21 protein-coding genes are annotated in these 20,313 nt (G+C 41.1%); all 21 read left to right on the top strand.

Going from position 1 to position 20,313, the window contains the following annotated elements:
* Positions 1-16: 16 nt before the first annotated feature.
* Positions 17-1,132, top strand: coding sequence for a flavodoxin-dependent (E)-4-hydroxy-3-methylbut-2-enyl-diphosphate synthase (gene ispG / locus ACB088_RS13665; RefSeq protein ID WP_375037229.1), 1,116 nt, complete (start codon positions 17-19; stop codon positions 1,130-1,132).
* Positions 1,129-2,421, top strand: a complete 1,293-nt coding sequence (gene hisS / locus ACB088_RS13660) for a histidine--tRNA ligase (RefSeq protein WP_017388395.1) — start codon at positions 1,129-1,131, stop codon at positions 2,419-2,421. The genes ispG and hisS overlap by 4 nt, the downstream gene beginning before the upstream one ends.
* A gap of 28 nt (positions 2,422-2,449) precedes the next feature.
* The gene (locus tag ACB088_RS13655; RefSeq protein WP_004641116.1) at positions 2,450-3,148 is read left to right on the top strand and encodes a tetratricopeptide repeat protein; all 699 of its coding nucleotides are present in this window, start codon (positions 2,450-2,452) and stop codon (positions 3,146-3,148) included.
* Positions 3,148-4,293: an outer membrane protein assembly factor BamB gene (gene bamB, locus ACB088_RS13650; RefSeq protein WP_375037228.1), complete on the top strand. Its 1,146-nt coding sequence runs from the start codon at positions 3,148-3,150 to the stop codon at positions 4,291-4,293. The genes ACB088_RS13655 and bamB overlap by 1 nt, the downstream gene beginning before the upstream one ends.
* 187 nt (positions 4,294-4,480) lie before the next feature.
* Positions 4,481-5,890, top strand: a complete 1,410-nt coding sequence (der, locus tag ACB088_RS13645) for a ribosome biogenesis GTPase Der (protein ID WP_199965891.1) — start codon at positions 4,481-4,483, stop codon at positions 5,888-5,890.
* A gap of 196 nt (positions 5,891-6,086) precedes the next feature.
* The gene (locus ACB088_RS13640; protein WP_209734718.1) at positions 6,087-6,701 is read left to right on the top strand and encodes a beta-ketoacyl synthase chain length factor; all 615 of its coding nucleotides are present in this window, start codon (positions 6,087-6,089) and stop codon (positions 6,699-6,701) included.
* A complete protein-coding gene (locus ACB088_RS13635) occupies positions 6,686-7,489 on the top strand; it encodes a 1-acyl-sn-glycerol-3-phosphate acyltransferase (RefSeq protein WP_307011837.1) in 804 nt (267 codons plus the stop codon). Before ACB088_RS13640 ends, ACB088_RS13635 begins: the two co-directional genes overlap by 16 nt.
* Position 7,490: 1 nt before the next feature.
* Complete coding sequence (locus tag ACB088_RS13630; protein ID WP_000067033.1) at positions 7,491-7,751, top strand: phosphopantetheine-binding protein; 261 nt, start codon at positions 7,491-7,493, stop codon at positions 7,749-7,751.
* Positions 7,752-7,756: 5 nt separating this feature from the next.
* Positions 7,757-8,011 (top strand): acyl carrier protein, encoded by a 255-nt coding sequence (locus ACB088_RS13625; protein WP_080592314.1) that lies wholly within the window; start codon positions 7,757-7,759, stop codon positions 8,009-8,011.
* Positions 8,008-8,562: a Clp protease gene (locus ACB088_RS13620; protein WP_375037227.1), complete on the top strand. Its 555-nt coding sequence runs from the start codon at positions 8,008-8,010 to the stop codon at positions 8,560-8,562. The genes ACB088_RS13625 and ACB088_RS13620 overlap by 4 nt, the downstream gene beginning before the upstream one ends.
* 9 nt (positions 8,563-8,571) lie before the next feature.
* Entirely contained in the window at positions 8,572-10,230 is a 1,659-nt protein-coding gene (locus tag ACB088_RS13615; protein WP_375037226.1) for an AMP-binding protein, read from the top strand.
* A gap of 2 nt (positions 10,231-10,232) precedes the next feature.
* A complete protein-coding gene (locus tag ACB088_RS13610) occupies positions 10,233-10,973 on the top strand; it encodes a glycosyltransferase family 2 protein (RefSeq protein WP_375037225.1) in 741 nt (246 codons plus the stop codon).
* A 2-nt stretch (positions 10,974-10,975) separates the two neighbouring features.
* Positions 10,976-11,902: an acyltransferase gene (locus tag ACB088_RS13605; RefSeq protein ID WP_375037224.1), complete on the top strand. Its 927-nt coding sequence runs from the start codon at positions 10,976-10,978 to the stop codon at positions 11,900-11,902.
* 1 nt (position 11,903) lies between these two features.
* On the top strand, positions 11,904-13,439 hold the full coding sequence (gene hutH / locus ACB088_RS13600) for a histidine ammonia-lyase (RefSeq protein WP_375037223.1): 1,536 nt from the start codon (positions 11,904-11,906) through the stop codon (positions 13,437-13,439).
* A gap of 9 nt (positions 13,440-13,448) precedes the next feature.
* Positions 13,449-13,877 (top strand): thioesterase family protein, encoded by a 429-nt coding sequence (locus ACB088_RS13595; protein ID WP_003654902.1) that lies wholly within the window; start codon positions 13,449-13,451, stop codon positions 13,875-13,877.
* Positions 13,877-14,506, top strand: a complete 630-nt coding sequence (locus tag ACB088_RS13590) for an outer membrane lipoprotein carrier protein LolA (protein ID WP_375037222.1) — start codon at positions 13,877-13,879, stop codon at positions 14,504-14,506. The genes ACB088_RS13595 and ACB088_RS13590 overlap by 1 nt, the downstream gene beginning before the upstream one ends.
* Positions 14,481-16,796, top strand: a complete 2,316-nt coding sequence (locus ACB088_RS13585) for an MMPL family transporter (RefSeq protein ID WP_375037221.1) — start codon at positions 14,481-14,483, stop codon at positions 16,794-16,796. The genes ACB088_RS13590 and ACB088_RS13585 overlap by 26 nt, the downstream gene beginning before the upstream one ends.
* A gap of 29 nt (positions 16,797-16,825) precedes the next feature.
* Positions 16,826-18,121: an NAD(P)/FAD-dependent oxidoreductase gene (locus ACB088_RS13580; RefSeq protein WP_375037220.1), complete on the top strand. Its 1,296-nt coding sequence runs from the start codon at positions 16,826-16,828 to the stop codon at positions 18,119-18,121.
* Positions 18,122-18,123: 2 nt separating this feature from the next.
* A complete protein-coding gene (locus ACB088_RS13575; RefSeq protein ID WP_045435025.1) occupies positions 18,124-18,669 on the top strand; it encodes a DUF3261 domain-containing protein in 546 nt (181 codons plus the stop codon).
* Positions 18,666-19,868 carry a beta-ketoacyl-[acyl-carrier-protein] synthase family protein gene (locus ACB088_RS13570; protein WP_375037219.1) on the top strand — a complete coding sequence of 401 codons (1,203 nt, stop codon included), beginning with the start codon at positions 18,666-18,668 and terminating at the stop codon, positions 19,866-19,868. Before ACB088_RS13575 ends, ACB088_RS13570 begins: the two co-directional genes overlap by 4 nt.
* A complete protein-coding gene (locus tag ACB088_RS13565) occupies positions 19,868-20,293 on the top strand; it encodes a 3-hydroxylacyl-ACP dehydratase (RefSeq protein ID WP_000762336.1) in 426 nt (141 codons plus the stop codon). The genes ACB088_RS13570 and ACB088_RS13565 overlap by 1 nt, the downstream gene beginning before the upstream one ends.
* Positions 20,294-20,313 lie beyond the last annotated feature (20 nt).

The following is a 20,313-nucleotide window of genomic DNA, read 5'->3' as shown; positions in this document are numbered from 1 at the left end:
TGAGTTGAGCGATACAATGATAGAGAACCCAATTAAACGTCGACCAACACGTAAAATCCGTGTTGGGTCGGTGTATGTCGGTGGCGATGCACCTATTAGCGTGCAAAGTATGACAAACACTGAAACTTGCGATGTTGATGCAACCGTTGCTCAGATTGAACGTTGCGCTGAAGCAGGTGCTGATATTATGCGTGTTTCGGTCCCATCTATGGAGGCTGCTGAAGCATTTGGCGCAATTCGTAAGCGCGTTTCAGTACCATTAGTTGCCGATATTCATTTTGACCATAGAATTGCCTTAGCAGTTGCAGATTATGGTGCAGACTGTTTGCGTATTAATCCGGGGAATATCGGGTCCGACCAGAAAGTTCGTGAAGTCGTTGCTGCTGCACGTCATCATGGCATTTCAATGCGTATTGGCGTCAATGGTGGTTCTTTAGAAAAAGATTTACAGAAAAAATATGGTGAGCCTACTGGGCAAGCACTTCTTGAATCAGCTTTACGTCACATTGATATTTTAGATCGCCTTGATTTTCATGAGTTTAAAGTTAGCGTAAAAGCCTCAAATGTATTTTTAACGATGGATGCTTACCGCTTGCTTTCTCAGCAAATTGATAATCCATTACATCTTGGCGTTACCGAAGCGGGGATTTACCGTACGGGTACTGTGAAATCAGCGATTGCCCTTGGCGGATTATTGATGGAAGGCATTGGCGATACAATGCGTATTTCGCTTGCTGCTGAACCAGAAGATGAAATCAAGATCGGTTTTGATATCTTAAAATCGCTTGGCCTACGCTCTAACGGGATTAACTTTATTGCTTGTCCGAGTTGTTCTCGTCAAGAATTTAATGTTATTCAGGTGATGCAAGCTTTGGAGGAGCGTTTAGAAGATATTCGTACTCCAATGGATGTGTCAGTGATTGGTTGTAAGGTAAATGGCCCGGGTGAAGCAAAAGAAGCCGATATCGGGGTTGTCGGGGCGGCGCCTCGCTCATTGGTTTATCGTAATGGTGAAAAAAGCCATTTAATCGATACCGATCAATTGGTTGATGAAATCGAAACTATGGTTCGTCAACGTGTCCAAGAGCTTGAAGAAGCTAAATCTAAAGAAATTATTCGTAGTTCATCATGAGTTCAATTGTCGCAATCAAAGGTTTTAATGACGTCTTGCCAACGCAAACAGTAGCGTGGAGACGTCTCGAGCAATATTTAGCATCTTTAATGGATGCTTATGGATATCAACAAATTCGTTTGCCGATTATTGAACAAACGGGATTGTTTAAACGTACTATTGGTGATGCAACCGATATTGTTGAAAAAGAAATGTATACCTTTTTCGATAAAGGTAATCCACCTGAGTCGTTAACCTTACGTCCAGAGGGTACGGCAGGTTGTGTTCGTGCGATGCTCGAACATAATTTGTTGCGTGGTGCTACACCGCGTGTGTGGTATATGGGACCTATGTTCCGTTATGAAAAGCCACAAAAAGGCCGTTACCGTCAGTTTCACCAGTTTGGCGTGGAAACTTTTGGCGTGGCAACACCTGATATTGATGCCGAATTGATTTTGTTGACAGCACGTTTATGGAAACGTATGGGTGTTGCCGATAAGGTTCAACTTGAGTTGAATACTTTAGGTGAGGCTGATGAGCGTACTGAATACCGCAATGCATTGGTTGCTTTTTTAAACGAGCATAAAGATGCGTTGGATGAAGATTCTCAGCGTCGCTTAACAACAAACCCGTTACGCATTTTAGATTCTAAAATTGAATCTACCCAGAAAATTCTGGAAAATGCACCGAAATTGCATGATTTCTTAAAAGAAGATAGTTTGGATCATTTTAAGCAGTTACAAGATTATTTGACTGCTGCTGGTATCCAGTTTGTAATTAACCAGAAGTTAGTGCGTGGTCTGGATTATTACAACAAGACTGTTTTTGAATGGACAACAACTGCACTTGGTTCGCAAGGTACAGTATGTGCCGGTGGACGCTACGACGGTTTAGTTGGCCAGTTAAAAGGTAAGCCAGATCAATCAGTACCAGCTGTTGGTTTTGCGATGGGTATGGAGCGTTTATTGCTTCTACTTGAGCAAGTTGAACAGGCCGAAGTTATTCGTGATTGTGAGGTCTTTTTGGTTGCAGAGCCTGCTTATCAAACTAAAGCTTTGATTTTAGCGGAACAATTACGTGACCAGTTAGAAGCTGCAAATAGCAGTATTCGAATCAAAACAGGTTCGCAAGGCAGCATGAAAAGCCAGATGAAAAAAGCTGATCAGGCTGGAGCAATCTTTGCTTTGATTTTAGGGGAACGAGAGTGGGATGCACAGCAGCTTGCAGTAAAAGAACTAGCAACAGCTGAACAGTCACAAGTCGCGATTGCTGACCTCGTACCATTTTTAATCCAAAAATTTACAAAATAAACTGAAACATCTGGAAAAGGACAATCACATGAGCGTAAGTGATGAAGAACAATTCGACAGCTTAAAGTCGTTCGCCAAAAAATATGGTTCTGCCATGATTAGCGGAATTCTCATTGCGTTGATTGCCTTTTTCGGGTGGACATACTGGCAAAAAAAGAATCTGGCAACTAGCCAAGTAGAAACTGCAAAAGTACAGCAGTTAATGGATGAGGCAAATGCGAGTGCTGATAATCCAAACGCCTTAAGTTCGGTAACTGCGTCGGCAGATAAAATTGTAAAAGATGATATCGATTCTGTTCAGGCAATACAGACCCAGTTTGTATTGGCAAAATTAGCCTATGAAAAACAGGACTATGCTGCTGCTGAAAAAGCATTAAAGAAAGTTGAAAATTCAAAAGTAAAAGATGAAGGTTTGATTCAGGTTGTAAAATTGCGTTTAGCAGATGCACAATTGGCGCAAAACAAATATGATGAAGCACTAAAAACCTTGTCTGGTAACGTCGATCCAGCATTTAAAGCAACGGTAGAAGAGTTACGTGGTGATATCTTTGTTGCTAAGAAAGATGTTGATTCTGCTAAAAAAGCGTATCAGGCAGCTTGGAATTCGTTACTAGAACGTAAACAAGAGCGACAAATTTTACAAATTAAACTCGAAAGTGTTGGCGTTTTAGTTGAAGATCCACAGATTGAGCGCCCAATTTTGGAAACACAGGTGGAAGAGTCTTAATGAATCATAAATTCAAACTGCCTTTGGCAATTGCAATCGCATCGGCTGTACTGGTGGGATGTTCGAGTAATAAAGTAAAAGAAGTTAAACCTAATCCTCTACCGAAATTGACCGAGTCGAAAAAGACCTTAACGCCAGTGTTTTCGCGTAGTGTTTCTTCTACTGATAAGGCTGATCCATTACGTTTGCAACTTGATGCAAGCGACGGTGTGGTTTTCACGCTTGATCCAAAAGGCGAAGTAGCTGCATATCGTGGTAAACAACGCATTTGGGAGAAGAAAGTCAGCAAATTAGGCTTGAGCTCTGGTGTTGAAGCTGCTGAAGGAATTGTTGTTGTTGGTAATAGTAAAGGGCAACTCTTTGCACTAGATCAAGCAACAGGCGAACAGAAGTGGACTGCACAGTTATCGGGCGCATTGTTAAGCCCGTCATTGGTCCAATCTGGACGTGTTATTACCATTGCTAATGATGGTACTGTATTTGCGCATGATGCTACTTCGGGCCAACAAGTTTGGGCTTATAAATTACCCAATGTACAATTTAGTTTGCGTGGTCAGGCATCACCGGTGAGCCTTGATCCTCGTACTGTATTAATTGCATCTGCGAATGCGTATGTTTATGCAATTGATACCATTAGTGGTATTCCACGTTTCCAACGTCGTGTTGCAGTAAGCGAAGGTCGTTCTGATATTCAACGTTTAATCGATATCGAAGGTGATCCTACTGTAGCTGGACAGTTTATGGTAACGACTAGTTTCCAAGGTCAAGTGACTGTAACCGATCTTGCTTCTCAGCGTGTAGTTTGGAGCGAAGATTCGAGCAGTATTAAACGCCCAGAAGTTTATGACAATAAAGTATTTGTCTCTTCAACAGATGGTAAGTTAACAGCTTACGATTTAGCATCTGGTGAAAAAATCTGGGAAAATGATAGTTTATTAAATCGTCATTTAAGTAATCCAGTTGTGCTGGGACAAGATCTTGTTGTAGGTGATTTAGATGGTGTGTTACATCTTGTTGACCCAGCAACAGGCAAGTTAATTGGTCGTTCAAAAACAAGTGGTGAAGTTAATACATTGCGTGTTATTGAGAACCAACTGTATGTTTCGACCAGAAAAGGCGATTTAAGTATTTGGCAGAATCGTTAATTTCGTTCGCTTGTGCTAAAATAGCCGCTTAACAAATTACGCTGTTAAAAATATCGGGGTGTTTGAATTAAATCAGTTCAAAGCCCCGTCTTTTATTATGGTCATCTCTGACCTTAAAATATATCTCCTGTACTGTTTTTAATGCTCATGCCATGAGATATGGCTGGTCTTGAATTAAGGTTATTGTATGAAACCCGTTATTGCGCTCATTGGTCGTCCGAATGTCGGAAAATCAACGTTATTTAACCAGATTACCAAGAGTCGTGATGCACTTGTAGCCGACTTCGCGGGCCTGACTCGTGACCGTAAATATGGTGATGCGACTTATCAGAATAAGTCTTTCATTGTTGTTGATACTGGCGGTATTGGTGAAAATGAAGGCGGTATTGATAACTACATGGCTGAGCAGTCAAAAACAGCAATCCATGAAGCAGATATCATTATTTTCGTGGTTGATGCGCGTGCTGGCTTATTGGCTTCGGACGAACAAATCGCCCGTGAACTGCGTACTTTGGGTAAAAAAGTTTACTTGGTTGCCAATAAAGTTGATGGTGTTCATGCAGAAGCTGCGTTGGTTGAGTTTTACAAACTTGGTATGGGTGAACCATTACAAGTTGCTGCCAGCCATGGACGTGGTGTACAGCAAATGCTTGAGGATGTCTTGGTAGACGTACCTGAAGATGAAAATCCAGAAGAGCATGACAAAGCAACAGGTTTACGTTTAGCGATTATTGGTCGTCCAAATGTTGGTAAATCTACCTTAGTCAATCGCTTGCTTGGCGAAGATCGTGTAGTGGCATTTGACCAACCTGGTACAACTCGCGATTCGATTTATATCCCATTTGAACGTGATGGTCGTCAATATACTCTCATTGATACAGCGGGTGTGCGTCGTAAAGGTAAAGTTGAAGAAATGATTGAGAAATTCTCAATCGTGAAAACACTACAAGCAATTAAAGATGCACATGTGATTGTAGTGGTTCTTGATGCTCGTGAAGGCGTAGTTGAACAAGATTTACATTTGATTGGTTACGCACTTGAAGCTGGTCGTGCCATGGTGATCGCCATTAACAAATGGGACAACATGACAGAATACGATCGTAAACAATGTAAGTTGGATGTTGATCGCCGTTTTGACTTTATTCCATGGGCAAAAGTCCATTTAATCTCGGCATTGCATGGCACTGGTGTAGGGGAAATGTACCCAACCATCCATCGTGCTTATGACTCATCACATTTAAAAGTTTCACCTGCGAAATTAACCCAAATTTTGAATGATGCTACAGATGCACATCAACCGCCAATGGTGGGTGGTAAACGTATTAAAATGCGTTATGCGCATATGGGTGGACAAAATCCACCAACGATCGTAATTCACGGTAATAAGGTCGATAAAACCCCAGCGGATTATCGTCGTTACCTTGAGAATGTGTTCCGCAAAGTTTACAAACTGGAAGGAACGCCAGTGCGTGTCGATTTTAAAACGTCGGAAAACCCATTTGAAGGACGTAAGTCACAAGTGGATGAGCGCGTTGCGGCACGTAAACGTCGTTATGTACAGAAATTCAAAAAAGCTGAGAAAAAGTTTAAACGTTAAGCTTTTTAAAGTTCAAAAACCCAAAGTCTTCTTTGGGTTTTTTATTGCAAATAAATGAGCATGTGCCAAGAGTTATGAAAAAGTGTGAATGATAAACGTAATTTTTTGTAAATTTCATAACGAATGCTATAATCAGCATCTTTATAAAATAATTTATATTTCGACAGAATAACGCTGCTTAGGGTTCACTTTTAGCATGGTAACATTACATCTTGCTCAGCTTACATTTACACATGCTCAGCCCTCATATACAGCCCTTGACTGTATTCCAGCTATGCAGCGTAGACGGTTATCTCCATTAGCTAAACTTGCTTTGAACAGTGCACTTGGTGCATTAGATGGCAGTAAAGCCGATTATATTGTTTGGGTGTCACGATATGGTGACGAGTGTAAAACGTTGAATATCTTGCAAGACGTTTTAAGTGAGCAAACCCCATCACCCACACAATTTTCAACGTCTGTTCATAATGCAATTTCTGGGCTTTATTCTATTTTATGTCAGGATGATACTCCCGCTACAAGCCTAAGCTGTTCATGGACTGAAAGTTTGATTGAGGCTTATGCACTTTTAAAGTCAATGACTGATATCAAGCGGGTATTAGTCGTTGCATATGATGAGCCATTACCTAATATTTATGCTGAGGCAGTCGATTTTCCTGCCTATGCGATGGCTGCGGTCGTTACTCTCGAGCAACCTAATTTACAAATTACTGCGTGGACGCATACAGATGAAGCAGATGCTCCTGCTTTTGCTCATTTTTGGCAGGATGCTGACCAGTTAATATCTGCATTTGGGTGGAACAAATGCTAAATCTTAAAAATCTCAAACAAAAGGGTAATTATTGCTGGCGTGTAGCTGCAACTGGTTTTAGTTTTGCCAGTTTTGGGCTGGGCGGTATGGCAATCGCCTCAGTTATCGCCCCAGTACTAAATGCCACAACCTCTGACTCTGAAAAGCGTCAGCAGCGTGCACAAAATGTGATTAAGTATAGCTTTAAAGGCTTTACCGAAATGATGGTCAAACTGGGCATCATGACTTATTCGGTAGACGGGTTGGAAAAGCTACAGAATAGTCGCCAAGAGCTAGTCATCGCCAATCATCCGAGTTTGATTGATGTTGTAGTACTAATTGGTATGATGCAGCAGGCTAATTGTGTGGTGAAGCAGTCTCTTTGGTCGAACCCCTTTACCAAAGGACCCGTACAAAGCGCAGGCTATATTTTGAACGCAGGCTCTCAGCAATTTGTTGAAGACTGTGTGACGCGTCTGAAAGAAAATAATGCGGCTTCTCTTTTAATTTTTCCGGAAGGAACGCGTACTGAAAAAGGGATGACCCTAAACGAATTTCAGCGCGGTGCAGCCAACATTGCAATTCGTGCAAATGTACCAATTCGCCCAGTAATTATTACCTGTACACCATCGACATTAACCAAGAATGAAAAATGGTACCACGTACCATCTCGACCATTTCATATCGAAGTGAAAGTACTCGATGCTGTACAAGTTTCAGATCTGTTAGATGATTTAACAGTAGGACCTAAACAAGTTCGTCAGTTAAGTCGTAGTTTTTATAAAATTTTTGATGAAGAGTTATCGTGAAATGAGCAATCTTGCTGATGAACTAAAGCAAATGATTATTGATGTTTTGGCACTAGAAGATATCACTATTGCAGATATTGATACAGAAGCTCCATTATTTGGAGAAGGTTTAGGATTAGACTCGATTGATGCATTGGAGTTGGGACTGGCTTTGAAAAAGCGTTACAACATTCATTTAAATGCGGAATCGGATGAAACCAAACAGCATTTTAAATCAATCCAGAGTTTAGTTGCTTTAGTTGAAGCACAGCAGAAGTCATAAGGAGTGTGATGATGTTATCTCAAGAGCAAGTATTAACTAAACTCCGCGAATGGATGGAAGATTTGTTTGAAATTGAACCGGAGTCTGTTCAACTCGATTCAAACTTATATTCAGATCTTGATGTAGACAGTATTGATGCAGTTGATTTAGTTGTAAAAATTAAAGAGTTAACGGGTAAGCAAGTAAAACCTGAAGATTTTAAAAATGTGCGAACTGTACTGGATGTTGTGACGGTTATTCGGAATATGACTGCTGAATGAAGTTCGTGATTAAAGGGATGATTACAGCACTTTTTGTGTTGTATCCCTTTATTGTGGGTTGGAGTTTGACGCACGGTCAATTTGTTTGGGTGAGTGTGTTACTCATCGGACTAGGTGTGGTCAGACTTTTTAGTAAAGGCAACTCATTATTATGGCCTTTAACTGGTTTTGCCATTGTTTGTGGCAGTCTTAGCTTGCTGTCACATAATCATGCTTGGTTAAAGCTATATCCGGTTGGCATGAGTTTGGGTGCATTGGTTATTTTTGCACTGACACTGATAAAACCACCGTCTATGATTGAACGCTTTGCCCGACTCGTTGAACCTGATTTACCTCCTTCTGGTGTGCAGTGGACCAGACAGGTGACCAAGGTATGGTGCATTTTCTTTTTCTGTAATGCATTGATTGCTTTAGGCACCGTACTTTTTACATCGACTCAGATTTGGGTCATTTATAATGGCTTTATTTCGTATGTACTAATGGGCATTTTGTTCGTTGGTGAATTTATTTTGCGTAAGCGACATCAGCGTTTACATTCTTCAAATCATTAATTAAAAACTATGCACGGTCATTTTCAAAAATTCATCGGTTCAGCTCATCCACTTTGTATAGATGCTGCTCTACATTCGACCAGTTTTAATCATTTTTGGCAGGATGTTGCTTTGCAAGCTGCTGCAATTGCTCAAATGGAAAATTTAACTTGGGCATTATGGGAGGCAGACAGCTATGAATTTCTGGTTTTATTCTTTGCCGCTTTGTTAGCGGAAAAACAGGTACTTTTACCACCAAATCGGGTACGCGAATTAGAACAGGATTTTGCAGCACAGCAGATTTATTTTTTAAAGCGTCAAGATGTTGAAAAAGTTGTTCCTTTATCTTTAATTTTGGATGATGACTTTTTAGAACATGCGCAACTGTATTTTTATACATCAGGTTCAACTGGCGAACCTAAAAAAATCCCAAGAACATTAAAACAATTATTAAATGAAGTTCAAGGATTAAGCCAGAGCTTTAATTTCGATGAGCACGCAATTGCGATCGCTACGGTCAGTCATCAGCATATTTATGGTTTACTATTTAAATTACTGCTACCACTTGCGACGGGTCGAAGTTTTTATGTCCCTCAAATGGCATTTCCTGAAGATGTAGTACAGGCTCAAAAACAATTAGAAAAATTGGAATTAAGCAATTATTTGATTTCAAGTCCGGCATTATTAAAACGCTGGACCACAGATGTCATTTTACAACAATGTCAGGTGGTTTTTAGTTCGGGTGGCAAACTGGAAAGTGGGGTTCGTCCTTTATTAAATCGTCCGATTATTGAAGTTTTGGGAAGTTCTGAAACAGGTGGTATTGCCCATCGTGCTAAAGATGAGGATGCTTGGACTGCTTTTAGCAATGTAGCTATTCGTATTGAAGATCAACAGCTCATGGTGAAGAGTAATCATGCCTATGAGGATGACTGGATTACGACAGGTGATGGCGCAGCATGGACAGATGCAACATGTCAGACCTTTAAGCTGATGGAGCGTACAGATCGAATTGTAAAACTCGAAGAAAAGCGCCTGAGCCTAGATGCAATTGAGCAACGCATTCAAGCTTTAGATGCCGTACAGCAATGTCATGTACTGGTGCTTGAACATGAGCATCGTCAAATATTGGGATGTATTGTTGTTTTAAAAGAACACGCTCGGGAACAATTACAGCAACTAGGTAAGTCGGTTTTTGTTGGTCATTTAAAACAACAGTTGAAAGACCACTTGGAAACTATAGCGATTCCACGTCAATGGCGTTTCCTAAGTCAGTTACCGCAAAATTCGCAGTCTAAACTCAATAAAAGCTATTTGCAGACTCTATTTAAGCCTATGTTACAACCTGTGGTTTTGTCGCAGTCTCAAAGTTCAGATGACTATATTCTTAGCCTTGAGTTTCCACCAGAGTTAGCTTGTTTTAAAGGGCATTTCCCAACACAACCTATTTATCCTGGGGTCGGGCAAATAGGTTTTTTACAACATTATGCTAAATCAATTTGGTCGGACTTAAATTGGTGTCAGGGTTATGAACAGCTGAAATTTCAAAATCTGATCCGTCCTTATGCAATTGTACAACTTAAGCTTTCTCGAAAAGAGCATAAAGTGAGTTTTGAGCTACGCAATTCAGAACAGATTCTGGCTTCTGGGCGTTTATTATTCGTTTTGCAAATGGAAGTAGAGGGTTAAAAATGCAGACCAACTATGGCTTTGTTATCCCAGTTTATAACCATCCCCATTATTTAGCTGATTTGATTGCCTATCTTGATCGCTTTCATTTGCCGATTGTATTGGTAAATGATGGAAGTGATGATGCTTGTAGCCAGATTTTACGGACATTGGCCGATCAATATTCCCAAATTCATTTAATTGAACATGAAGTAAATAAGGGTAAAGGGCAAGCTGTGATTACAGGATTGCTTGCTGCACATCGATTGGGCTTAAGCCATGCCTTACAACTTGATTCCGATGGGCAACACCACTGGGATGACATTCCTAAATTTATTGAACAATCCCAGCAACATCCCAAAGCCATGGTGATTGGTCAGCCGTACTTTGATGAATCTATTCCTAAAAAACGGTTGTATGGTCGTTACATTACCCATTTTTGGGTGTGGCTTAATAGTTTGTCTTTTGAAATTAAAGACAGTATGTGTGGGTTTAGAGTGTATCCACTCGAGAGCACTATTAAAGTTTTAAACAGCGCTAAGTTTCAACCACGTATGGGTTTTGATAGCGAAATTTTGGTGCGTTTAAAATGGGAAAATACCTCATTTATTAATGTGCCGACACCTGTTGTTTATCCAGAGCAGGGCATCTCCCATTTTCATGCTTGGCGAGATAACTTAGGGCTGAGCAAAGCGCATGCAACTTTGTTTATGGGTATGCTTATTCGGTTGCCAAAATTGCTCAAACAGAAGTTGAAAAACTAATCATGACACATTCAGCTTCTCCAAAATGGAATGACATTAAAGAGCGAGGAGGCATGTTGCCCCTCATGCTTATGTTGTGGTTTTACCGTTTTGGTGGACGTTGGTTATGCAAGTTGGTGATGTACTTTGTCATTATGTGGTATTGGCTGTTTGCCGCCACAGCACGACAAGCTTCCTTACTTTATTTACAAAAACTGCATCATTTTGCTGGATCGCAGTCTCCCTTTACCCACCAACCAACTTGGGCAAATAGCTATGCGCATTTTATGCAATTTGGTGAATGTATTTTAGATAAGATTGAAGGTTGGCTAGGTCATATCTCAGAGCAAAATCTAGAAGTTTTTGGGCATGAAAACTTCTCTCGGCACTACCAAAAAGGGGCGCTGATAGTGGTTTCCCATTTTGGCAATATTGAATTGCTTCGGGCAATTAAGTCAGAACATCCCCAGAAAATTAATGTGCTGGTTTATCAAAAACATGCGACCAAGTTTAATGAGTTTTTGAAAAAGTTGAATGATAAGGCCGATGTTTGCTTATTGCCCGTCGATGAGTTGGGTATTGAAACCGCTATGATTTTACAAGACAAAATGCAACAGGGTGAGTGGGTGATTGTTGCTGCGGATCGTGTACCTGTGCAGTCAGATCGTGTACAGCATGTCGACTTTTTAGGGGAATCAGCAGCCTTTCCACAAGGCGCATGGATCTTGGCAAACTTACTGAAAGTACCTGTCATAGCTGTATTTTGCTACCGTGTGCAACAACAGTTTCAAGTTCATATTCATTCAATTGCCGAGCAGGTAAATTTACCCCGCGCTAATCGTATTGAAAGCATGCAAACCTTGACCAAAACTTATGTTGCCGTATTAGAACAGCATTGTGTACGTGCCCCTTATCAATGGTTTAATTTTTATAATTTTTGGACGAAATAACATGCGTGTGTTAACCGTAGGTGAACAGCCACTGAGTATTGAAGATGTCGTTTCGGTCGCAAGAGGCGAATGTCAGGTTGCGTTACCTGAGTCATCTTCATGGCGTGACCTAATTCAAAAAGGTGCTGATTTTCTCGATCAGTTACTTGAAGAAGAAGGTGTCATTTACGGTGTGACCACGGGTTATGGTGACTCGTGTTTAGTTGAAGTGCCATTACATCAGGTTAATGAACTACCACTGCATCTTTCACGTTTTCATGGTTGTGGTTTAGGTGAAAACCTAGATGTGATCACTGCACGTGCAGTAGTGGTGACGCGTTTATGTTCGTTGGCTCGTGGTTATTCAGGTGTGTCTTTGGCATTGCTTGAACGATTGGTTTGGCTACTCAATGAAAATGTGATTCCAGTCATTCCATCTGAAGGTTCGGTGGGGGCAAGCGGTGATTTAACGCCGTTGTCTTACATTGCTGGAACGTTAATCGGGGAGCGTGATGTCTATATTGATGGACAAATTACCCCTGTTGCTCAAGTGTATGCCGAAAAAGGCTTGCAACCATTAACACTCAGACCTAAAGAAGGTTTGGCGCTTATGAACGGCACTGCCGTGATGACGGCGATTGCTTGTTTAAATTATAAAAAAGCAGAGCAGATTGCACTCGCAAGTACTTTGATTACAGCTCTAAATGTGCTGGCCTTGGAAGGTAATCCAAGCCATTTTGATGAAGTACTGTTTGCTCAGAAACCTCATCCGGGACAGCAGCAAATTGCCAAGCAATTACGTGATTGGCTCAACAGTGAAGTACAAACAGCACATCAAAGCCCACGTTTGCAAGATCGTTATTCGTTGCGCTGTGCACCGCATATTATTGGTGTATTTGAAGATTCAAAAGTATGGTTACGTCAGTTTATTGAAAATGAACTGAATTCCAGCAATGACAATCCCTTGATTGATCCGATAGGGATGCGTGTGTTGCATGGCGGTCACTTTTATGGTGGACATATTGCACAGGCGATGGATAGCTTAAAAATTATGATTGCCAATATTGCTGACTTGATGGATAGACAGATTGCACAATTGGTCGATCATAAAATGAATCATGGTTTACCACGGAATTTAACAGGTGCAACGGCTGAACGTTTACCACTCAATCACGGCTTTAAAGCGGTACAAATCGGGGTGTCGGCGTGGACTGCCGAAGCTTTAAAAAATACTTTGGCAGCTTCAATTTTTTCACGCTCAACCGAGTGTCATAACCAAGACAAAGTCAGTATGGGAACCATTGCTGCACGTGATGCGAGCCGTGTGATCACCTTAACCCAACAAGTGGTTGCAGCCCTCTGCTGCGCTAGTGTGCAGGCGATTCATTTAAAAGGTTTAACAGCACAGTTAAGCCCAACATTGCAGGCATTTATGCAATGGACCTTACAAAGCTTTGCATTTGTCGAAGAAGACCGACCATTACAAACCGAATTACAACAGATTGTTGATCGTTTAGACCAACTTGAATTGTTTAATCAACCAGAATTTATGGGATAAGGTGAGCCAATGCATGCAGATGTAATCATTGAAATTCCATTTCATGATGTCGATACCATGAATGTGGTTTGGCATGGACACTATTTAAAATACTTTGAGATTGCGCGCTGTAAATTGCTCGATCAATTTCATTACAACTATATGCAGATGAAAGAGTCAGGCTATGCATGGCCTGTGATTGAAAGCCATGTTCGCTATGCATATGGGATTGAGTTTGAACAAAAGATTCGAGTGCGAGCAATTTTAAAAGAATGGGAAAACCGTTTGAAAATTGATTATCTGATTTTTGATGCTGAGTCTGGGAAACGTTTAACCAAAGGCTATACCACACAAGTGGCGGTGAATATTGAAGCTCGTGAAATGTGTTTTCAGTCGCCTCAGGTTTTGTTTGATCGCTTGAATGCGTGGTCTGAGTTTCAACCGAAGAGGAATACGTGATGTCTCAATTCATCAAAACTTTAGGTTTAGGTGCTGCTGTTTGGATGAGCAGTTTAAGTGCGGTCTATGCAGCGCCAACACAGATCACTCAAATTTTTCAGCAATTGTCACAGTCTCCTACGGTTCGTGCTGATTTCGAACAGCAAAAAAAACTGCCATCGTTGAATAAAACCTTTGTGTCGAATGGCTCGTTATTATTTGCTAAATCTTATGGTGTGGCATGGCAAATCAAACGCCCAGTACAAGCAGATTTGATTGTTACCCCAACCAAGCTAGTGCAAAAAACGCAGCGTACATTTAGCCAAATTCAGGTGGATCAATCACCTTATAGCTCTGTAGCAACTTTATTTTTGCAGTTGATGTCAGGTAATGAACAGGCCTTGGCAAAAAACTTTAATGTGGTAAGTGCAAATTACAGCCCTACTGGCTGGAGTATGAGTTTGACTCCGAAAAGTAGCCTGTTTAAAAAGCTGTTTGTGCGTGTTGATGCGCAAGGGCAACAGTACGTTAACCAAATTGTGATTACCGAAAAAGCCAATAATTTGACGACCATTCGCTTTAGTCACCAGACTTCTCAACCGACGACTCTAACGGCTGCTGAGCATGCGCTTTTCCAACTGGCAAAATAAGTTCACCGCGCTTTGGTTAATTGCTCTCCTGCTCATTGCAGTGGGGTTAGGCGTGACGTGGTTGAATAAAGATATTCATATTCAAACCAATATTTTTGCGTTATTGCCTAAAGTTCAGCAAGACCCAGAACTTGCACGTACTCAGCAGTACATGAACGAGCAACTCAACAATAAAGTATTTGTGGTTGTAGATGCTAAAGATGAAGCTGGGATACAACAGGCAACCAATTTTTTAACCGCGCAAGCTAAACAAAGTGCGCTATGGCAGCCACTCAAACCACAGCTTGATTTTGATCAATTTGCAAAACAGTTGTATCAACATCGAACAGGGTTGTTGAGTGCTCAAGATCAAGCCTTATTGCAAAAAAAGGATTATGCTGCGCTGACTGAACAAAGCCTGATGCAGATGATGAGTCCAGGCATGCCTGTCACTGCTGAGTCACTTAAGCAAGACCCGCTATTATTGTTCCCTCGTTATGCCATGCAGTTGGCGAATCCGTCACAACAAGATATTGAAATGGAGCAGGGCTTTGCGACCATTCACCATGAGCAAGGTATTTCTAGGCTTTTCGTATTACAGTTAACACAAAGCCCATACAATATTGATTATCAAGAACAGGTATCGAACTGGATTGAGCAAACTAAGCAAAAATTAGCGGCAATGGGATTAAATTCTCATTGGACTGGGACTATTTTATTTTCAAATTTTGGGACGCAATCAGCTAAACAGGAAATCTCAACTATTGGTGTTGGCTCTACATTGGGCTTAATTTTTCTGGTTTGGTTTGGCTTTCGTTCATTGCGACCTTTGGCAACCGAATTTATTGCTGTTTCGACCGGAAGCTTTGTTGCATTTGCGGTCACGCATTGGATGTTTGGTGAAATTCATCTGATGACATTAGTGTTTGGTGCGAGTCTTATTGGTGTTTGTGTCGATTTTTCATTTTATTTTATGGCGATGCAATCACAGCATAGACAGCTTGGCGGTTTTCAAATTTTAAAACCACTATTGCCAAGCTTGTTTATGGGCTTAATGACCACATTGGTTGCATACATCTTTTTGAGTTTTACCCCATTTCCTGGGTTCAAGCAGATTGCAGTCTTTTCAATTGTCGGATTAACTGCGGCTTGGATTAGTAGTGTGTTGTTATTACCACGATTACCTGCCCTAAATGCTCAGCCAGCAATAAAAGCACTGTCGTGGATTGGACAAGCACGGTTATGGTTTCAACAACGAGCTAAAATACGTTATGGCTTAATTGCAGCCATTTTAGCAGTGGGTACGGTGAGTCTTTTCTATCTCAAAAGTAACGATGATATCCGTAACTTACAAGGTATGGATGTGAGTCTGAAACAGCAGGATCAAGCCGTTCGTGAACAATTTGGCCAGCAACAAAGCAGTGATTATTTTGTAGTACGAGCAGCCTCTGCAAATGAAATGCAGCAACAAGAGCAGCAACTGATTGGACAATTGCAACAGTTACAGTTACAAGGAAAAATCAGTGCATTTCAAGCTCTGGGACAATGGGTTCCATCATTGGCAGAGCAGCAAAACAATGTACAACTTTTAAAAAATATTCCAACAGCGACTTTACAGCAATATGCCCAAAGCATGGGGCTAAATGTCACAGATGTTTTACAGTGGCAACAGCAACTGGCAACACAACCACTATTAGATTTTTCGGTATTTAAAGATCATCCTTTAGCTTTTTTACAGCCTCAAGCCAATGAACGATTAGTGATGGTGACGGGGGTGAAACAACCTGAAGTGTTGAAGCAGCTTCAGAATGATCACATACATTTCCAGCAACCCATTACTGCAATGTCGCAAATGTTTGCTGAACATCGAGTGCAGGCTCAGCATCTTCTGATTTATGCCTTAATTGGTCTGGCGGTTGGTTTGGCGCTTATTTATGGACTAAGTTCGATTGTGCCTTTGGTCCTGCCAGTAAGCTTGGCATTACTGAGCACTTTTGCTGTGCAGGCATGGTTAGGTGTCGAGATTAATCTGTTTAGTATTATGGCAACTTTCCTGATTATCGGGATTGGAGTCGACTATGCAATTTTTTACCGACATGGACATGATCACCCGCAAGTGGTTGGAATGGCGTTATTTTTATGTATGATGTCGACTTTACTTGGCTTTGGATTACTTTCGTTTAGCCATACTTACGCAATTCATTGTTTCGGTTTAACTGTTTTATTCGGGGTTATCTTCTCATTTATCTATGCGACTTTGTTAACCCCCGCAGATGAAAAACATATCGTGAATTTACAAGACCATTCATAATTTGAATAAATTAAAAAGGAAGTTGTGCTATGAGCACTATAGAAAAAATTGACGTCGTAATTATTGGGGCTGGACCATCAGGTAGTTCTGCTGCGGCACTTCTTCGAAAAAAGGGTTATACCGTTACGGTCATTGAAAAACAGCATTTCCCTCGTTTTTCGATTGGTGAGTCATTGTTACCGCAATCTATGGCGTTCTTAGAAGAGGCTGGTTTATTAGAAACGGTCCGTGAGCATGTTGATCAATATGCTTTTCAATTTAAAAATGGTGCGGCTTTTTTACGCGGTAAACAACGCAGTTTTTATAACTTTACAGAAAAATTTACTGATGGGCCGGGGACCACTTGGCAAGTTCGTCGTGCAGATTTTGATAATTTGCTTGCAACGCAAGCTCAAGCTTATGGCGCAGATATACGCTTCGGACATGAAGTCTTAGATGTTAATGTTGCATCTGAACAGCCCGTACTTACTGTGTTAGATGAAGAACAACAGCGTTATCAGATTCAAACCAAATTTTTACTGGACGCTAGTGGCTTTGGGCGAATTTTGCCAAAATTATTAGATCTAGAGAGCCCATCAAACTTTCCAGTACGTCGTGCACTGTTTACCCATATTGAAGATGGTATTACAGATGACCCTGAATTTGACCGCAATAAAATTTTAATTACTGTGCATGAAAAAGATCATCGCGCATGGTATTGGCTTATTCCATTTGCAGATGGACGTGCTTCTTTTGGTGTGGTTGCAGAACAAGATTTTTTTGACAAATACACGGTCGAAAATGCTGAAGATAATGAACCTGAGGCAATGCTCAAGCGTATTTTGGCCGATGAGCCAAGCTTGTCACATGTATTGCACCGTGCAAGATTTGATACACCAGTGCGCACCTTGGTGGGTTACTCAGCGAATGTAAAACACTTGGCAGGCAACAACTATGCACTATTGGGTAATGCCGGTGAGTTTCTCGATCCTGTCTTTTCATCGGGTGTGACGATCGCTTTAAAATCTTCCAGCTTAGCTGTACCTTTGGTTGAGCGTGTCTTGCAAGGTGAGCAGGTAGACTGGTTGCAAGAATATGAAAAACCATTACGCCGTGGTATTCAGGTGTTTCGTGCCTATGTTGAGTCATGGTATGAAGGCGAGTTTCAAGATGTAGTGTTCTCACAAAATCAGAATGAAGGCATTCGCCGTATGATTTCTTCATTACTGGCTGGTTATGCGTGGGATGAAAAAAATCCAATCCATAAAAATGCCAAACGTAGACTTACTACTTTGGCAGAATATTGTCGTGAGGGCTTGGCACAAGAACAGGCACTTGAGGGCTAATCATGCAACGCAAATGGGCAACGATATTACTCAGTAGCTTTTTATTTTTAAATGGTTGTCAGGTCATGCCTCATGCCAAAGGGCTGCAAAGCCCACTATGGCAGGCACAAGCTTATCAACGGCAAGATCAGGTTGAAGTTCAGTGGAAGCAGCAAAGTTTTAGCTTCCTGTTATACCAACAGCAAAAGGGTGCTGTACTGGATATGGTGGCTTTGAGCCTGACAGGTCAACAATTATTTAAGTTACAGTTCGATGGACATCGTGTTCATGTTGAACAACGTATTGATCAAATGCGTTTATTGCCTTTTGAGTTTGTGGTACGTGACCTTTTGTTTGCGACATACCCTCAATTTTCGCATTTAGGGCAGCAAGCCGTAGAGATGAAACAACAAACTGGCATGCAAGTTGTCTATATTGAAAAGCAGCCTGTGTTACAGCTGAAACAGGGACAAGGAAGCATTGAATTGATTAATGAACAAGTCCCTTATACCATGACGCTGAGTTCGATTGAAAATACGTTGCAGACAGAAGAAAGTCCTACACCATGAAACATTTACCTTCAGAAAATGCAGCCACAATGGCAGTAGGCATACAATTAAGTGTCGGTTTATCTGCATTAGGTTGCGAACTTAATCAAATCAAACAGGCATTACAACAGCCACAGCAAACCTTAAGTCTGCGAGATGATTTAATTGCTGATCGTAATGTTTGGGTGGGGCAATATACACATCCATTATGCTCGAATGTACCAGACACCTTACAGTTTGTAGATTCACGTAATCTACGTTTTGCATTAACTGCATTATCTGAAATCGAAGCAGCGTTAAGAGACTATACGGCATCCTTTGAAAATAAACGTTTGGCAATTGTCGTTGGCACATCGACTTCTGGTATTGCAGATAATGAATTATTACTTAAGCAATATTTTAAAGGGAAAACTGATCTTTCAATATCTCACTATCCACAAGAAATGAGCTGTTTAGCAAAAGCATTGCAGCAGTACTTAGGATGGAAAGGGCCTGCATATACTATTTCGACCGCTTGCTCTTCAAGCGCGAAAGCATTAGCTGCGGGGCAGCGTTTACTTCATGCAGATTTAGCCGATGTTGTACTGGTGGGTGGCGTCGATACCTTGTGCCAGTTGACACTCAATGGATTTAATAGCCTGGAAAGTTTATCTGAACAGACTTGCCAACCCTGCGGTGTGAAACGTGATGGTATTAATATTGGTGAAGCCGCTGCGTTTTTTGTATTAAGTAAAGCCTCGGCTCCTGTAATGTTAATGGGTGCTGGTGAATCGATGGATGCATGGCATATTTCGGCTCCACATCCTGAAGGCAAAGGTGCAGCATTAGCCATGCAACGCGCATTAGATATGGCTCATATTTCAGCTCAAGAAGTTGGTTATATCAACTTGCACGGCACAGCAACTCCACAAAATGATGCGATGGAAATTAAGGCAGTACGACAAGTTTTTGGTGATTATCAAGTTGCTTTAAGTAGCACCAAACACAAAACTGGACATTGCCTCGGTGCAGCTGGTGCTATAGAAGCTTTTATTTGTGAACAAGTTCTAAAAGATCAAAGTTGGTTGCCATTGCATCAAAATGTTGAGATTGATCCGGATTTGGCTGACCAAAACTATGTGCAAGATGCTGAACTAAAACAGCCCATCCGCTATGTGATGAGTAATTCTTTCGCTTTTGGGGGAAGTAATATTAGTCTTGTTTTTGGAGTGAAGCCCTGATGAAACTTGATGCAATTCAATATATTCCTCATGAGCAGCCTATGGTTTTTATTGACCATTTAACGGATGTTGCAGAAGGGCGAGCACAAGCAGAACTCACGATTACACCCGAGCTCATGTTTTGTGAAGCAGAAGGCTTGCCGACATGGGCAAGTATTGAAATTATGGCACAAACCATCAGCGCTTATTCAGGCTGGCAAGGTCAGCAGTCAAAACAAGCGCCAAAAGTCGGTTTTTTATTGGGAACACGTAAGTTAAATTTACCAATCCCGTATTTCGCTTTAGGTTCACGATTGATCATTCAAATAGAACAACAATATTTTCATGAAGGACTTGGGCAATTTTCCTGTGAAATCCAATATGCTGAACACTGCATTCAGGCAACGTTAAGTGTATTTGAGCCAACAGAAACACCATTTGAATAACCACAAAGAATTAGGAATAC

The sequence above is a fragment of the Acinetobacter sp. RW6 genome (genome assembly GCF_041956835.1).
GTDB classification, from domain to species: domain Bacteria; phylum Pseudomonadota; class Gammaproteobacteria; order Pseudomonadales; family Moraxellaceae; genus Acinetobacter; species Acinetobacter calcoaceticus.
Note: the sequence above shows the minus strand (reverse complement) of the source record. Positions and strands in the feature narration are given on the sequence as shown.

What these genes read in the sequence shown, in the direction of transcription:
- ispG (WP_375037229.1), top strand. Translation starts at nt 17, where the DNA reads ATGATAGAGAACCCAATTAAACGTCGACCAACACGTAAAATCCGTGTT.
- hisS (WP_017388395.1), top strand. Translation starts at nt 1,129, where the DNA reads ATGAGTTCAATTGTCGCAATCAAAGGTTTTAATGACGTCTTGCCAACG.
- ACB088_RS13655 (WP_004641116.1), top strand. Translation starts at nt 2,450, where the DNA reads ATGAGCGTAAGTGATGAAGAACAATTCGACAGCTTAAAGTCGTTCGCC.
- bamB (WP_375037228.1), top strand. Translation starts at nt 3,148, where the DNA reads ATGAATCATAAATTCAAACTGCCTTTGGCAATTGCAATCGCATCGGCT.
- der (WP_199965891.1), top strand. Translation starts at nt 4,481, where the DNA reads ATGAAACCCGTTATTGCGCTCATTGGTCGTCCGAATGTCGGAAAATCA.
- ACB088_RS13640 (WP_209734718.1), top strand. Translation starts at nt 6,087, where the DNA reads ATGGTAACATTACATCTTGCTCAGCTTACATTTACACATGCTCAGCCC.
- ACB088_RS13630 (WP_000067033.1), top strand. Translation starts at nt 7,491, where the DNA reads ATGAGCAATCTTGCTGATGAACTAAAGCAAATGATTATTGATGTTTTG.
- ACB088_RS13620 (WP_375037227.1), top strand. Translation starts at nt 8,008, where the DNA reads ATGAAGTTCGTGATTAAAGGGATGATTACAGCACTTTTTGTGTTGTAT.
- ACB088_RS13615 (WP_375037226.1), top strand. Translation starts at nt 8,572, where the DNA reads ATGCACGGTCATTTTCAAAAATTCATCGGTTCAGCTCATCCACTTTGT.
- ACB088_RS13610 (WP_375037225.1), top strand. Translation starts at nt 10,233, where the DNA reads ATGCAGACCAACTATGGCTTTGTTATCCCAGTTTATAACCATCCCCAT.
- ACB088_RS13605 (WP_375037224.1), top strand. Translation starts at nt 10,976, where the DNA reads ATGACACATTCAGCTTCTCCAAAATGGAATGACATTAAAGAGCGAGGA.
- hutH (WP_375037223.1), top strand. Translation starts at nt 11,904, where the DNA reads ATGCGTGTGTTAACCGTAGGTGAACAGCCACTGAGTATTGAAGATGTC.
- ACB088_RS13595 (WP_003654902.1), top strand. Translation starts at nt 13,449, where the DNA reads ATGCATGCAGATGTAATCATTGAAATTCCATTTCATGATGTCGATACC.
- ACB088_RS13590 (WP_375037222.1), top strand. Translation starts at nt 13,877, where the DNA reads ATGTCTCAATTCATCAAAACTTTAGGTTTAGGTGCTGCTGTTTGGATG.
- ACB088_RS13585 (WP_375037221.1), top strand. Translation starts at nt 14,481, where the DNA reads ATGCGCTTTTCCAACTGGCAAAATAAGTTCACCGCGCTTTGGTTAATT.
- ACB088_RS13580 (WP_375037220.1), top strand. Translation starts at nt 16,826, where the DNA reads ATGAGCACTATAGAAAAAATTGACGTCGTAATTATTGGGGCTGGACCA.
- ACB088_RS13575 (WP_045435025.1), top strand. Translation starts at nt 18,124, where the DNA reads ATGCAACGCAAATGGGCAACGATATTACTCAGTAGCTTTTTATTTTTA.
- ACB088_RS13570 (WP_375037219.1), top strand. Translation starts at nt 18,666, where the DNA reads ATGAAACATTTACCTTCAGAAAATGCAGCCACAATGGCAGTAGGCATA.
- ACB088_RS13565 (WP_000762336.1), top strand. Translation starts at nt 19,868, where the DNA reads ATGAAACTTGATGCAATTCAATATATTCCTCATGAGCAGCCTATGGTT.